Origin of the sequence: Streptomyces sp. NBC_01431 (assembly GCF_036231355.1) — a bacterium.
GTDB lineage: Bacteria > Actinomycetota > Actinomycetes > Streptomycetales > Streptomycetaceae > Streptomyces.
The window spans coordinates 1817006-1831119 of the sequence record NZ_CP109496.1 but is presented as its reverse complement, the minus strand read 5'-3'; the positions used below and the strand labels follow the sequence as shown (position 1 = coordinate 1831119).

The window sequence follows — 14114 nt, the reverse complement described above, 5'->3', positions numbered from 1 at the left end:
GATTCACGAGTGAGAGCGTGATGGGCCCCTGCGGACGTCCTTCGATGTCGCCGTGCCCGTCCCCACCGATGAATCCGTAGATCACTTCGCATCATTACCGGAGCACCCGTGACCGTGAGCAAGAACATCAACAACCCCGTGGGCATGGGCGGCGGCCAGCGCAAGAGGCTGTCCCGCGCCGAACGGCAGAACAACGGTCCGCACCGCAACCTCGACCGCCAGGGTGCCGCCGACCAGAAGGCGGAGCTGGTGCGCAAGATGCGCGAGAAGACTGGCGGAGCCGAGGGCGCCGGGCAGACGGGCGACGACACCGCACAGAGCTGACGAATCGGCTCGGCTCCGATCGGCCACCCGCAGGTCGCCGCGGCCGTCCCAGCTGGGCGCCGACCGCCGCCGCGGGCGACACCGCGCAGGGCTGACGAAGCGCCGTGGGTCGCGGCGCCTGGGCGGTCAGCCCTCGGCCGTTCGTAACGGGGCGTCGGTCAGGCTGGTGGCCAGCCACTGCTCCACCGCCGTGATGTGGACGTTCGCCGCGGAGACGGCGAGCAGGGCGTCGCGTGACCGGAGCGCGCTGAGGATCTGCTCGTGGTCGTCGTGAGCGTTGTTCAGGGCGTGACTGGTCTGGCTGCCGCGGACGATGCGTACCCGCTGCGTGCGGGTGGAGAGCACTTCCAGCAGCATCGACAGTACGGGGTTGCCGACCGCTTCGACGATCCTGAGGTGGAAGGCGATGTCGTGGGCGACGAACTCCTCGGCTGTGCTGGCGCTCCGGGACCGGTCGAGGATGTCGCGCAGTTCCTGGAGGTCCTCCGGCTTCAGCAGGGCGGTGGCCAGTCCGGTCGCCTGCGGCTCAAGGAGCCGGCGTACCTGGAGCAGTTGCAGAGCGGCGTGGCCCTGGGAGACGTCGGCGGCGAAGGAGAGGCTTTCCAGCAGGAGATGGGGCTCCAGGCTGGAGACGTACGTACCGTCGCCCTGACGGGTGATCAGGATCCGCATCGCCGTCAGCGCCCGGACGGCCTCGCGCAGGGAGTTCCGGGACAGGCCGAGCTGCCCGGCGAGGGTCTCTTCTTTGGGCAGTCGTGAGCCGGGCGCGAGTTCGCCGTCGACGATCATTGCCTTGATCTTGTCGATCGCATCGTCGGTCAGTGCCACGAGGGTGCCTCTCTGAGTCAGGGATGTGCCGGGCGACGGCTCCGCCGGACCTGACCCGGGGCCGACGGAGCCGCTTGCGGCGCGTGGCTATTCCTGCTTCTCGCCGGAGGCGAAGCGGGAGATGACCAGGGCGACGATGATGATCGCGCCGTTGAGGAACTGGTTCCACAGCGGTGGTACGCCCGCCAGTGTCATGACGTTCACGACCAGTTGGAGGGTGAGGACGCCGGTCAGGGCGCCGAACACGGAGCCCTTGCCACCGTTCAGGCTGACGCCGCCGATGACGGTCGCGGCGAAGACCTGGAAGATCCAGCCGCTGCCCTGAGTGGCGGAGATGGATCCGTAGTGACCGCTGTAGAGGATGCCGGCGAACGCGGCGAGCACGCTGCCGAGGATGAGGACGGCCCACACGATGCGTTCGACGCGGATGCCCGCGGTACGCGCCGCCTCGGCGTTGCCACCGATCGCGTACAGCGCCCGGCCGTGCCGGAGCCAGGCCAGCGCACTCCCACCGATGGCGAAGAGCAGCGCGCACACCCAGATGGCGGCGGGCACGCCCAGCCAGGACGCCCTTCCCAAGTAGGTGAAGGAGGAGGGCAGTTCGACGATGGACTGGCCGTCGGAGAGGGCGACTTGCAGGCCGCGGAGCATGGTCAGGGCGCCGAGCGTGACGATGAAACCGTTGAGGCGCAGTTTGAGGATGAGGAAGCCGTTGACGGCACCGATCAGCGCGCCGACCAGCAGACAGAGGGGCACCGCCGTCCACTCGGGGAAGAGGCCGAGCCCGTGGAACCGGCCGCCGCTGCTCGGCAACACGAGCCACACCGCGATGACGGGAGCCACACCGATGGTGGACTCCAGCGACAGGTCCATCCGTCCGGCGACCAGGATGAAGGTCGTGGCGAGCACCAACAGGCTGAGCTCTGTGGACTGTTGAGCCACACCGATCAGGTTGTCGGCGGTGAGGAAGGCCGGCGAGACGATGAACCCGATCAGGCCCAGGACGAGGATCGCCGGGACCAGGGACAGTTCACGCAAGCGCCCGAGGGCGACCGGGCGGCGCGTGGCGTCCGCGGCGGCCGGGTCAGCCGTGTTCGCTGCGGGCTCGGTGAGATCTGTGGTGGCGGACATGACTACCTTCCGTGCTCGTCTGCGCCGGATGAGGCGGATGCGGCAGATGTGGGGGATGCGGTGGCGGGGGCCCCGTCGCGGGCGACGCCCTCGATGGCGGCGACGACGGCCTCGTCCTTCCAGCCGTGCTCGAACTCGGCGACCACCCGCCCGTGGAACATGACGACGACCCGGTCACAGATTTTCAGGTCGTCCAGCTCGTCGGAGACGATCAGTGCGGCTTTGCCGCCGTCCGCGACCTGCCGGATCCTGCCGAGGAGGAACTCCTTGGACTTGACGTCCACTCCGTTGGTCGGGCGGATGGCCACCAGGACGTGCGGATCGGTGGCCAGGGCTCGGGCGACGACGACCTTCTGCTGGTTTCCGCCGGACAGGGCGGAGACCGGGGTGGCGGCTCCGGGGGTCTTGATGTCGAGGTCCCGGATCATGCGCCCGGCGAACTCCCTGATGCGGCCGGGCAGTACCGTGCCGAACGGGCCGAGCTGGTCGGTGACGGTCAGCGTCGCGTTCTCCGCCACGCTGCGGTTGCGGACCAGGCCCTGGAGGTGACGGTCCTCGGGGACCAGACCGACTCCGGCGGCGAGCGCGGACGGCACACTGCCGGTGCGCACGGCCTTGTCACCGACCCTGATCCGCCCGTCCCTGGCGCGGTGCAGACCGGCGATCGCCTCGCCCACCTGCACATTGCCGCTGGCCGTGGCGCCGGCCAGCCCGACGAGTTCGCCGGAGCGGACCGAGAGGGAGACGTCCTCGCAGGCGCCGGGCAGTGTCAGGCCGTCGATCGTCAGAAGCTCCATGGAGTCGGACGGCGAGACCAACGGCCCGCCGGTGGTCGCGGTGACCGCGGCGGCGGACTCACCGGTCATGGCCTCCACCAGTGCCTGGTGGCCGAGTTCGGCGACGGGTGCGGTGAGGATGTGGCCCGCGTCGCGGTAGACCGTGACCGTGGTGCAGAGGTCGTACACCTCCTGAAGGTGGTGGGAGATGAAGAGGAAGGCGACACCCTGCCGCTGGAGGTCGCGGAGCTTGTCGAAGAGGCGGCCGATGCCGCGGGCGTCGAGCTTCGCTGTCGGCTCGTCGAGGATGATGAAGCGGGCGCCGAACGACAGGGCCCGTGCGATCTCCACGAACTGCCGCTGCTCGACGGTCAGGTCCTTCGCCCGCGCGGCGGGGTCGACGGCCACGTCGTACTCACCGAGCAACTCCTGGGCGCGCAGCCGCAGTTGTTTCCAGCGGATGGGCTGCACGGCGCCCGCGCTCTGCCGGTTCAGGAACAGGTTCTCGGCGACGGTCAGGTCGCCGATGATGTTGGAGTGCTGGTAGACGCAGGCGACCCGGGAGCGCCAGGCGTCGATGTCGCCGACGGCGGGCGCCGGTTCGCCGGAGAAGCGCAGGGTGCCGGTGTCGGGTTGCTGGAGGCCGGTGAGGATGGACACGAGCGTCGACTTGCCGGCGCCGTTGCGGCCGACCAGGGCGTGCGACTCGCCCGGAGCGATGGTGATGCGTGCGTCGCGCAGCGCGACGGTCGCGCCGAATCGTTTGCTGATACCGGTCGCCTCGGCCACCGGGGCCGGAGTGCCGATACCGGTCGCTGGGGCGGTCGCGGTGTCCGCCATGGTGGATACCGTCCTTCGTGTACGGAGGTTGGGGCCGAAGGGTGCGGGCGCGCACCCGGGCGGGCGGGGGGGGGGCGTCGGGGCCGCCCCCGGGTGCGGGCGCCGCTTCGAGCGGAGGCGGCACGCGCACCCGGCGGGGGACTGACCTCCCCGACGCGGCGGACGGGAACTGCCAGGTCGTCAGCCGACGCGGCGGACGGGAACTGCCGGTCGTCAGCCGACGTTGTTGCCCCACAGGGTCTTGTCGTTGACGTTGTCCTTGGTGACCAGCGGGGCGGGCAGCTGGTCCTCCAGGCCGTTGGGGAGCTTGATGATGGTGGAGTTGTGGTCGGTCTTGCCCGGCTGGAAGGTCTTGCCCTCGGCCGCGGCCTTGGCGTAGTACAGCGCGTACTTGGCGTAGAGGTCGGCGGGTTGCGAGAGGGTGGCGTCGATCTGGCCCTTGCGGATGGCGTCGAACTCCTGCGGGATGCCGTCGTTGGAGACGATGGAGATGTGCCCCTTCTGGCCGGCCGGCTTGAGAAGGCCCTTCTGCTCAAGCAGCGCCAGGGTCGGCTGTAGGAAGACACCGCCCGCCTGCATGTAGATGCCGTTCAGGTCGGGGTGCTGGGCGAGCAGGCTCTGTAGCTTGGCGGAGGCGACATCGCCCTTCCAGTCGGTGGGCAGCTCGAACACCTGGATCTTCGGGAACTTGGCCTTCATGCAGGCGGCGAACGCCTCGGAGCGGTCACGTCCGTTGATGGAGTCCAGCGCCCCCTCGAACTCGGCGACCTTGCCCTCGCCGCCCAGCTGCTTGCCGAGGAACTCGCAGGCCTGAGTGCCGTACGCCCGGTTGTCGGCGCGGACCACCATGTAGACGTCGCCCTTGTCGGGCCGGGTGTCGACGCTGATGACGGGGATCTTCTTGGAGGCGAGGGTGTCGAGGGTGGAGGCGATGGCCCCGGTGTCCTGCGGGGCCATGACGACGGCCTTGGCGCCCATGTTCTGGAACACCTGCACGTTGGCGACCAGCTTGGTGACGTCGTTCTGGGAGTCGCTGACCGGCAGGGCCTTGATGCCGCCGGACCTGACGTCCTTGTCGATGTATTGCGCGTAGGAGTTCCAGAAGTCGGAGTCGGAGCGCGGCAGGTCGATACCGATGGTGGGCTTGCCGGCGCCCGAGCCGGTGCTTTCGCGGTTGCACGCGGTGGCGAGGGCCAGTACCGCGAGGACGGCGGTGGCGGCTGCGACGGTGGAGTGGGTGCGAGCGAGCTTCATGGCCGGGATCTCTCCTTACCAGGGGCACAGGGCCACAGGGCGACGGTGGGAGGGCGTACCTGCCTGATGGGAAGGGCGAGGTCGCTGGACGGGCAGCTGCCGATCCGGCGCGAAGCGACGCGTGGACCGTGCCCTGAGGGTCGGATATGAGGGTCAGCCGGGGACCGGGGTGCGGAGGAGGAGTGACCGCACGGATGTGAGCCGAATGAGCGCACTGGACGGTCAAACCATTCCTCCGATGTATCCCGGACGTCGAGGACGTTACGGCGACGTTGCCGACATTGACAAGGGGTCGCCGCCACAGATTTACGGGACCTCGTGCCGATGGGGCGTCGTGGCGCCTCCGGCCTCGGAACTCCGCGCCGACACCCGTACGACCTGCAAAGTTGTGGTCCCGATACGTGACGGATGATGCGCCGCGGCAGCTCACGATTCGGCAACGAGGCCGCGTGGGCGGGTGGGTGCAGGCGCAAGGGGCGGGTCCCGGCGGGAGCCGCAGCCCTGCGGACGGTCGGTGAATCCCCGTCAGCATTCGCTCTCACCTGGGGAGTCGGCGCTGAGGTTTTTCTTGGATTCATCGGATGGTGGGTCGTGGGTAGACCTCGTGGTCTGGCATGGCAGCGGCGAATGCGCCTATGTGGGCGTTATGCCGGGGCAGGTTGAGGAAATTCATCCGAGGAATCCATTGTCAGGTGCGATCCCCGCATCTAAAGTCACTGTGCCGCCATACATCCGATGACTGTGTTGAGGATGAGCGAAGCTGCCGACAGGGGTCCGGCCCGGCGTACCGCCGGCGACTCAGCCCCACGGCTGACCCCCACTCAGACGAAATCCGCATGGCAAGGGAGCCCCCAGTGAAACTGCTACGAGTCGGCGCCCCCGGTGAGGAGCGGCCCGCCGTCCGTACCGACGATGGCCGACTGCTGGACCTGTCCTCTGTGACCCGGGACATCGACGGCGCCTTCCTTGCCTCCGGGGGAATGGACCGGGCCCGCGCGGCCGTCGAGGCAGGCGGACTGCCCGAACTCGACGCCCATGGCCTGCGGATCGGCGCCCCCGTCACACGCCCCGGCAAGATCGTCTGCGTCGGGCTGAACTACCGCGACCACGCCGCCGAGACCGGCGCGGCGATCCCTCCGCGTCCGGTGGTGTTCATGAAGGACCCGGGCACGGTCGTCGGCCCGTTCGACGAGGTGCTCATCCCGCGCGGCTCGGTCAAAACCGACTGGGAGGTCGAGCTGGCGGTCGTCATCGGACGGCGGGCCCGCTATCTCGACGGTCCCGAGGCCGCGCGGGCCGTGATCGCGGGCTATGCGATCAGCCATGACGTCTCGGAGCGCGAGTTCCAGCTGGAGTACTCCTCGCAGTGGGACCTGGGCAAGTCCTGCGAGACCTTCAACCCGATGGGTCCGTGGCTGGTCACCGCCGACGAGGTCGGCGACCCCCAGAACCTGGGTCTGCGCCTGAGCGTCAACGGCGTGAAGCGGCAGGACGGCCACACCGCCGACATGATCTTCCCGGTCGACCACATCGTGTCGTACCTGAGCCAGTACATGGTCCTTGAACCGGGCGACGTGATCAACACCGGGACGCCCGCGGGCGTGGCTCTGGGCCTTCCCGGCACTCCCTTCCTGCGCCCCGGCGACACCGTCGAGCTCTCCGTCGACGGACTCGGCAGCCAGCGCCAGAGCTTCGCCCGAGCGTGAAAGGCAGCACTCCTTGACTACAACCTCCGCCCGGATCACCGCCGTTGACACCTACGACGTCCGGTTCCCCACCTCGCGGGAGCTGGACGGCTCGGACGCGATGAACCCGGACCCCGACTACTCCGCCGCCTACGTCGTGCTGCGCACCGACGCCGCAGACGGCATCGAAGGGCACGGTTTCACCTTCACCATCGGCCGCGGCAACGACATCCAGGTCGCCGCGATCAACGCCCTGCGGCCCCACGTGGTGGGCCGTCTCGTCGCGGATCTGTGCGCCGACCCGGGCACGCTGAGCCGCGACCTGATCGGGGACAGCCAACTGCGCTGGCTCGGCCCCGAGAAGGGCGTGATGCACATGGCCATCGGGGCCGTCGTCAACGCCGTGTGGGATCTCGCCGCCAAGTGCGCCGGGCAGCCCCTGTGGCGGCTGCTCGCCCACGCCGAGCCCGAATGGCTGGTCTCCCAGGTCGACTTCCGCTACATCGCCGACGCCCTCACCCCCGAGGAAGCGCTGCGGCTGCTGCGCGAGGGCCGCACCGGGCTCGCGGAGCGCGAAGTCGTGCTGCTGGAGCGCGGCTACCCCGGCTACACCACCTCGCCGGGCTGGCTCGGCTACTCCGACGAGAAACTCACCCGGCTGGCCAAGCAGGCCGTCGCCGACGGCTTCACCCAGATCAAGCTCAAGGTCGGCGCCGACCTCGCCGACGATGTCCGCCGCATGCGCACCGCCCGCGCCGCCGTCGGCGAGGAGATCCGCATCGCCATCGACGCCAACCAGCGCTGGAACGTCGATGAGGCGGTCGAATGGACCAACGCACTCGCCGAGTTCGACCCGTACTGGATCGAGGAGCCCACGAGCCCCGACGACATCCTCGGCCACGCCGCCGTCCGCCGGGGCGTCCACCCCGCGAAGGTCGCCACCGGCGAACACGTGCAGAACCGCGTCGTGTTCAAGCAGCTCCTCCAGGCCGGCGCCATCGACATCCTCCAGATCGACGCGGCCAGGGTCGGCGGCGTCAACGAGAACCTCGCGATCCTCCTGCTCGCCGCGAAGTTCGGGGTGCCGGTGTGCCCGCACGCCGGCGGAGTGGGTCTGTGCGAGCTGGTGCAGCACCTGTCGATGTTCGACTACCTGGCGCTGTCCGGCACGACCGAGGACCGCGTCATCGAGTTCGTCGACCACCTCCATGAGCACTTCACCGCGCCCGTGGTGATACGCGATGGTCACTACACGGCGCCCATGGCCTCGGGCTTCTCCGCCACCATGTACCCCGAGTCGCTCGCCGAATACCGCTACCCGGACGGCGCCTTCTGGGCCGCCGACCTCGCTGGACAGGAGGAGTTGGCATGACCGATCTGACCGGGCTCAGGGCCGTCGTCACCGGGGGCGCGTCCGGCATCGGGCTCGCCACGGCCCGCGCACTGGTGGCGCGGGGCGCGACGGTCGCCGTGCTCGACCTCGATCCGGGCGGCGTCAGCGCACCCCTGATCGGCCTGAGGGCCGACGTCAGCGACGACGTATCCGTGCGCGCCGCGCTGGAAGAGGCCGCCGAGCGGCTCGGCGGCCTGGACATCCTCGTGAACAACGCGGGCATCGGCGCGGTGGGCACCGTCGAGGACAACCCGGACGAGCAGTGGCACCGGGTCATGGACGTCAACGTCCTCGGCATGGTGCGCACGACCCGTGCCGCCCTGCCCCACCTGCGGCGCTCGCCCCACGCGGCCATCGTCAACACCTGCTCCATCGGCGCCACCGCGGGCCTGCCGCAGCGCGCCCTGTACTGCGCCAGCAAGGGCGCGGTCCTCTCGCTGACTCTCGCCATGGCAGCCGACCACATCCGCGAGGGCATCCGCGTCAACTGCGTCAACCCCGGCACCGCCGACACCCCATGGGTCACCCGGCTGCTGGACGCGGCCGACGATCCCGAGGCGGAGCGCGCGGCCCTCAACGCTCGCCAGCCCCTGGGGCGCCTGGTCACCGCCGACGAGGTCGCCGCCGCCATCGTCTACCTGGCGAGTCCGGCCGCGGCGTCCGTCACCGGCACCGCGCTCGCGGTGGACGGCGGCATGCAGGGACTGCGGCTGCGGCCGGTGGACCGGTCGTGAGGACCACCACGCTGGGTGGCAGCGCGGTACCGGTCTCGGCACTGGCGCTGGGCTGCGCCGCCCTCGGCAACCTCTTCCACCCGGTCACCGACGAGGCCGCCCACGCCACGGTGGAGGCTGCCTGGACCGTCGGCATCCGCACTTTCGACACCGCACCCCACTACGGTCTCGGCCTGTCGGAACGGCGGCTCGGCGCCGCGCTGCGCGACCGGCCCCGCGACAGCTACACCCTCTCCAGCAAGGTGGGCCGACTTCTCGTACCGGACCCGCAGGGCGGCGCCCACGACGACCTCGCGAACGGCTTCGCCGTCCCCGCCACGCACCGCCGCGTCTGGGACTTCAGCGCCGACGGAGTGCTGCGCTCCCTGGAGGCCAGCCTGGAACGCCTCGGCCTCGACCGGATCGACATCGTCCTGCTGCACGACCCGGACGACCATGCCGACCAAGCGTTGCGCGAGGCGTACCCGGCGCTGGAGCGGCTGCGCGCCGAAGGCGTGATCGGGGCGATCGGCGTCGGGATGAACCAGTCCGCCCTGCCCGCCCGCTTCCTGCGCGAGACCGACATCGACACGGTGCTGCTGGCCGGCCGCTACACCCTCCTGGAACAGGACTCGCTCACCGAACTGCTCCCGGAGGCGGCCGCCCGGGGCCGGAGCGTGATCATCGGTGGCGTGTTCAACTCCGGGTTGCTGACGGCCCCCCGGCCCGGCGCCACGTACGACTACGCACCGGCTCCGCGTCCGGTGCTCGACCGGGCACTGCGGCTGCGGGCGGTGTGCGAACGTCACGGGGTGCCGTTGCGGGCCGCCGCACTGCGCTTCCCGTTCGGCCATCGCGCGGTCGCGAGCGTCCTGACCGGCGCGCGTTCGCCTCACGAGGTGCGCGACACGGTGGAGCAGTTGCGGCGTCCGATTCCGGACACCCTGTGGGACGAACTGCGCGCCGAGGGCCTGCTGAACCCGGACACCCCCGTCCCCGCGGCCACACCGATCGGGGAGGCCATGCCGTCGAAGGAGCCGTCATGAAGGTCGCCCTGCACACCAAGGTCCGCGCCGACCGCATCGAGGAGTACGAGGCCGCGCACCGGGAGGTGCCCGAGGAACTCACCGCCGCCATCCGCGCCGCCGGGGTGAGTTCGTGGACGATCTGGCGCAGCGGCACGGACCTGTTCCACGTGCTGGAGGTCGAGGATTACCAGGCGATGATCGCCGAACTCGACAAGCTGCCCGTCAACATCGCCTGGCAGGCCCGGATGGCCGCCCTGCTCGACGTCGCCCACGACTACTCCGAGCAGGGCGCGGAAGCCTCGCTGCCGGTGGCGTGGGAACTGTGACCGGAGCGGAGAGCGGGCTCGGCATCGTGGACGCCCACCACCATGTGTGGGACCTGTCCGTCCGCGACCAGGACTGGATCAGCGGAGCCGAACTCGCCCAGCTGCGACGCGACTTCACCCTCGACGACCTGGCGCCCGAGGCCCGCGCGGCCGGGGTCACCGCCACCGTGCTGGTGCAGACGGTCACCGTGGCGCAGGAGACACCGGAGTTCCTGGCCCTGGCCGCCGACAGCGACCTGGTCGCCGGGGTCGTCGGCTGGACCGACCTGAGCGCCCCCGACATCGCCGAGACCCTCGCGGGGCTGCGCGCGGGTCCTGGAGGGGAGCGCCTGGTGGGTATGCGCCACCAGGTGCAGAGCGAGCCGGACCCGCGCTGGCTCGTACGCCCCGAGGTACTGCGCGGCCTTTCCGCGCTCGCCGATGCGGGGCTCGTCTACGACCTGGTGGTGAAGCCGCACCAGCTGGCGTCCGCCGTCGAGGCGGCACAGCGCCTGCCGGGCCTCACCTTCGTCCTCGACCACCTCGGCAAGCCCCCCATCGTGTCCGGTGAACTCGCCCCCTGGGCCGAGCGGATCCGGCGCCTGGCCGCCCTGCCCAATACCGTCTGCAAACTCTCCGGCATGGTCACCGAAGCCGACTGGGGCTCCTGGACGATCGAGGACCTCGCACCTTACGCCGACACGGTGCTCGACGCCTTCGGCCCCGGGCGGCTGATGTTCGGCTCCGACTGGCCCGTCTGCAAGCTCGCCGCCACGTACTCCGAGGTGATCGCCGTCGCACACGAACTGACAGCCGGACTCGGCCCCGCCGAGCGTCACGACCTCTTCACCGGCACGGCCGTGCGGACCTACGACCTGGCCGTCACCGCAGGCCCGGCCCTGCCTCAGGAACCCCCATGCGCATAGCCCTCTTCATCACCTGCTTCAACGACACGATGTTCCCCGGCACCGGTCGCGCCGTGACCACACTGCTGGAACGCCTCGGCCACACGGTGGAGTTCCCGACCGGGCAGACCTGCTGCGGCCAGCTGCACTTCAACACCGGCTACCGCCCCGAGCCCCTGCCCATGGTCCGCCGTTTCGCCGAGACCTTCGCGGGCTACGACGCCGTCGTCGCGCCCTCCGGGTCCTGCGTCGGCATGGTGCGCGACCACCACCGAGTGGTGGCGGCCCAGTACGGCGACGCCGCCCTCGCCGAGGCGGTCGAGCAGGTGGTGCCGACGGTGTACGAGCTGTCGGAACTCCTGGTCGACGTCCTCGGCGTCACCGATGTGGGCGCGCACTTTCCCCACCGCGTCACCTACCATCCGACCTGCCACTCGCTGCGCATGCTCCGCGTCGGCGACCGGCCGCTCAGACTGCTGCGCGCGGTGAAGGGCATCGACCTGGTCGAGCTGCCCGACGCCGAGTCCTGTTGCGGCTTCGGCGGCACCTTCGCGCTGAAGAACTCCGACGTGTCCAACGCCATGCTCGCCGACAAGATGCGCCATGTGCAGGACACCGGCGCCGAGTTCCTGTGCGCGGGCGACAACTCCTGCCTCACGCACATCGGCGGCGGCCTGTCCCGGCTCCGTACCGGCGTCGGCACGATGCACCTGGCCGAGATCCTGGCGGCCACGGAAGGGGACGTGCGATGAGCGGTGCGGACAACGTCGTATGGCTGGGCACACCGGCCTTCCCCGAGGCGGCGCGCACCGCGCTCGCCGACCCCCAGCTGCGAGCGAACCTGCGCCGTGCGACCGCCACCATCCGGGACAGGCGGCTGGCGGTCGCCGCCGAACTGGAGGACTGGGAGGAACTGCGGGAGACGGCGGCAACGATCAAGCGCCACACCCTGCGCCACCTCGACCACCATCTGCTGCGGCTGGAGAAGGCGGTCACGGCCGCGGGCGGAGTCGTGCACTGGGCGGCGGACGCCGCCGAGGCCAACCGCATCGTCACTTGCCTGGTGAAGGCGACCGGCGAGAGCGAGGTCGTCAAGGTCAAGTCGATGGCGACCCAGGAGATCGGTCTCAACGAGGCGCTCGCGGACGCGGGCATCCGCGCCTACGAGACCGATCTCGCCGAACTCATCGTGCAGTTGGGCGGCGACCGGCCGTCGCACATCCTGGTGCCCGCCATCCACCGCAATCGCTCCGAGATCCGCGAGATCTTCCGGCGGGAGATGGGCGAGTGGGGCGCGCCGGCTCCCGAAGGACTCACCACCGAGCCCCGCGACCTCGCCGAGGCGGCCCGGCTCCACCTGCGGGAGAAGTTCCTGCGGGCCAAAGTCGCCGTCTCCGGCGCCAACTTCGCGACGGCCGACACCGGAACGGTCGTGGTCGTGGAGTCGGAGGGCAACGGACGGATGTGCCTGACCCTGCCGGAGACCCTGATCACCGTCATGGGCATCGAGAAGGTCCTGCCGTCCTTCGCCGACCTGGACGTGTTCCTCCAGCTCCTGCCCCGCTCGTCGACCGGCGAGCGGATGAACCCGTACACCTCGCTGTGGACGGGCATCACCGACGGCGACGGCCCCCGGAACTTCCACCTGGTGCTGCTCGACAACGGCCGCACCGCCACTCTCGCCGACGAGGTGGGCCGCCAGGCCCTCGCCTGCATCCGCTGCTCGGCGTGCCTCAACGTCTGCCCGGTGTACGAGCGCACGGGAGGCCACGCCTACGGTTCCGTCTACCCCGGGCCAATCGGCGCCGTTCTGACCCCGCAGCTCGTCGGCGTCGAGAACGCGGCCTCGCTTCCCTTCGCCTCGACCCTGTGCGGCGCCTGCTACGACGCCTGCCCCGTGAAGATCAACATCCCTGAGGTGCTGGTCCATCTGCGCGCCGAGGCCGTGGAGGCCGAGCGCCGTGACCGGCTGCTCCCCACATCCGAGGCGATCGTCATGAAGGCCGCGGCTGCCGTGCTGAACTCACCGCGGCGGCTGGCCGCCGTACAGCGACTGGCCGCCTTCGGGTCCCGGCTGGTGGCCCGGGACGGCCGGATCGGTGCCCTGCCCGGCCCGTTCGCCCGCTGGTCCGCCACTCGGGACACCCCGGTACCGGCCCGCGAGTCCCTGCGCGCCTGGTGGCTCCGTACGAGAACACCCACGAACGGGGACAGCCGTACGACGGCGGAGGGGAAGGGACGGCGATGAACGACCGTGATTCTGTCCTGAGCGCGATTCGGGGAGCGCTGTCCGGCGTTCCCGGTTCCGAGAGCCCCGACGCCTCGCCCCTTTCGCACGGTCGTCGTGTCGACCACGCGGGACCGGATGTCGTCGGGTTGTTCGCGCGGCGTGCCGCCGAGTACCGCGCCACGGTGGTCCGGGTTCCGTCGGCCGGTGCCGCGGCGGCCGTCGCCCGCGCGCTGGCCCGCACCGGAACACGCTCCCTGGTGGTGCCGCCGGGTTTTCCCGAGGACCTGGTCCCGGCGGGACCCTGGTCCCTGCTGGCGGATGTCCCGCCGCTGACCGTCGGACAACTCGACGCGGCGGACGCCGTGGTCACCACCGTCGCCACCGCCGTCGCCGTCACCGGCACCGTGGCCCTCGACCACGGTCCGGGCCAGGGCCGGCGGGTCCTGACCCTGCTTCCGGACCAGCACATCTGCGTGGTTCGGGCGGACCAGATCGCTCCCGACGTACCCGAGGCACTGCGCCTGCTCGATCCGAACCGGCCGCTCACCCTGGTCTCCGGCCCCTCGGCCACCAGCGACATCGAACTGGACCGCGTCGAGGGCGTGCACGGGCCCAGGACGCTGGACATCGTCGTGGTGGAGGACGCGTAGCGGACGGCGCCGGCACCGTACGGCTTCGCGGCGTGGCCGGGACTCCGGGCAT

Annotated in this window: 14 protein-coding genes; 10 read left to right on the top strand and 4 right to left on the bottom strand. The window is 70.5% G+C overall.

The genetic code is table 11. The features are described from left to right. Window positions 1–108: 108 nt before the first annotated feature. Window positions 109–324 carry a DUF6243 family protein gene (locus OG522_RS08585; protein ID WP_329462340.1) on the top strand — a complete coding sequence of 72 codons (216 nt, stop codon included), beginning with the start codon at window positions 109–111 and terminating at the stop codon, window positions 322–324. 126 nt (window positions 325–450) lie between these two features. Here the strand turns inward: OG522_RS08585 and OG522_RS08580 are convergent, their stop codons facing one another. The 4 genes from OG522_RS08580 to OG522_RS08565 all read right to left on the bottom strand — a co-directional run bounded on the left by OG522_RS08580 (window position 451) and on the right by OG522_RS08565 (window position 5153). After that, entirely contained in the window at window positions 451–1152 is a 702-nt protein-coding gene (locus OG522_RS08580; protein WP_329462339.1) for a FadR/GntR family transcriptional regulator, read from the bottom strand. Between the two features lie 87 nt (window positions 1153–1239). Further along, window positions 1240–2283 carry an ABC transporter permease gene (locus tag OG522_RS08575; protein ID WP_329462338.1) on the bottom strand — a complete coding sequence of 348 codons (1044 nt, stop codon included), beginning with the start codon at window positions 2281–2283 and terminating at the stop codon, window positions 1240–1242. Window positions 2284–2285: 2 nt separating this feature from the next. Then, entirely contained in the window at window positions 2286–3899 is a 1614-nt protein-coding gene (locus tag OG522_RS08570) for a sugar ABC transporter ATP-binding protein (RefSeq protein WP_329462337.1), read from the bottom strand. A 213-nt stretch (window positions 3900–4112) separates the two neighbouring features. Further along, a complete protein-coding gene (locus OG522_RS08565; RefSeq protein ID WP_329462336.1) occupies window positions 4113–5153 on the bottom strand; it encodes a sugar ABC transporter substrate-binding protein in 1041 nt (346 codons plus the stop codon). Window positions 5154–6007: 854 nt separating this feature from the next. On the opposite strand from OG522_RS08565, the gene OG522_RS08560 reads away from it, so the two are divergent. From OG522_RS08560 to OG522_RS08520, 9 genes are read left to right on the top strand one after another with little or no spacing between them, the layout of a single operon-like run. Next, window positions 6008–6859: a fumarylacetoacetate hydrolase family protein gene (locus tag OG522_RS08560; protein ID WP_329462335.1), complete on the top strand. Its 852-nt coding sequence runs from the start codon at window positions 6008–6010 to the stop codon at window positions 6857–6859. Between the two features lie 13 nt (window positions 6860–6872). Next, the gene (locus OG522_RS08555) at window positions 6873–8210 is read left to right on the top strand and encodes an L-fuconate dehydratase (protein ID WP_329462334.1); all 1338 of its coding nucleotides are present in this window, start codon (window positions 6873–6875) and stop codon (window positions 8208–8210) included. Next, window positions 8207–8965, top strand: a complete 759-nt coding sequence (locus OG522_RS08550) for an SDR family NAD(P)-dependent oxidoreductase (protein WP_329462333.1) — start codon at window positions 8207–8209, stop codon at window positions 8963–8965. Before OG522_RS08555 ends, OG522_RS08550 begins: the two co-directional genes overlap by 4 nt. Beyond that, window positions 8962–9990: an aldo/keto reductase gene (locus tag OG522_RS08545; protein WP_329462332.1), complete on the top strand. Its 1029-nt coding sequence runs from the start codon at window positions 8962–8964 to the stop codon at window positions 9988–9990. The genes OG522_RS08550 and OG522_RS08545 overlap by 4 nt, the downstream gene beginning before the upstream one ends. Beyond that, window positions 9987–10298 (top strand): L-rhamnose mutarotase, encoded by a 312-nt coding sequence (locus tag OG522_RS08540; RefSeq protein WP_329462331.1) that lies wholly within the window; start codon window positions 9987–9989, stop codon window positions 10296–10298. The genes OG522_RS08545 and OG522_RS08540 overlap by 4 nt, the downstream gene beginning before the upstream one ends. Further along, the gene (locus OG522_RS08535; RefSeq protein ID WP_329462330.1) at window positions 10295–11203 is read left to right on the top strand and encodes an amidohydrolase family protein; all 909 of its coding nucleotides are present in this window, start codon (window positions 10295–10297) and stop codon (window positions 11201–11203) included. Before OG522_RS08540 ends, OG522_RS08535 begins: the two co-directional genes overlap by 4 nt. Next, entirely contained in the window at window positions 11194–11934 is a 741-nt protein-coding gene (locus tag OG522_RS08530) for a (Fe-S)-binding protein (RefSeq protein WP_329462329.1), read from the top strand. Before OG522_RS08535 ends, OG522_RS08530 begins: the two co-directional genes overlap by 10 nt. Next, window positions 11931–13430, top strand: a complete 1500-nt coding sequence (locus OG522_RS08525; protein ID WP_329462328.1) for a LutB/LldF family L-lactate oxidation iron-sulfur protein — start codon at window positions 11931–11933, stop codon at window positions 13428–13430. Before OG522_RS08530 ends, OG522_RS08525 begins: the two co-directional genes overlap by 4 nt. Continuing rightward, a complete protein-coding gene (locus OG522_RS08520) occupies window positions 13427–14062 on the top strand; it encodes a LutC/YkgG family protein (protein WP_329462327.1) in 636 nt (211 codons plus the stop codon). Before OG522_RS08525 ends, OG522_RS08520 begins: the two co-directional genes overlap by 4 nt. The last annotated feature ends 52 nt before the right edge of the window (window positions 14063–14114 follow it).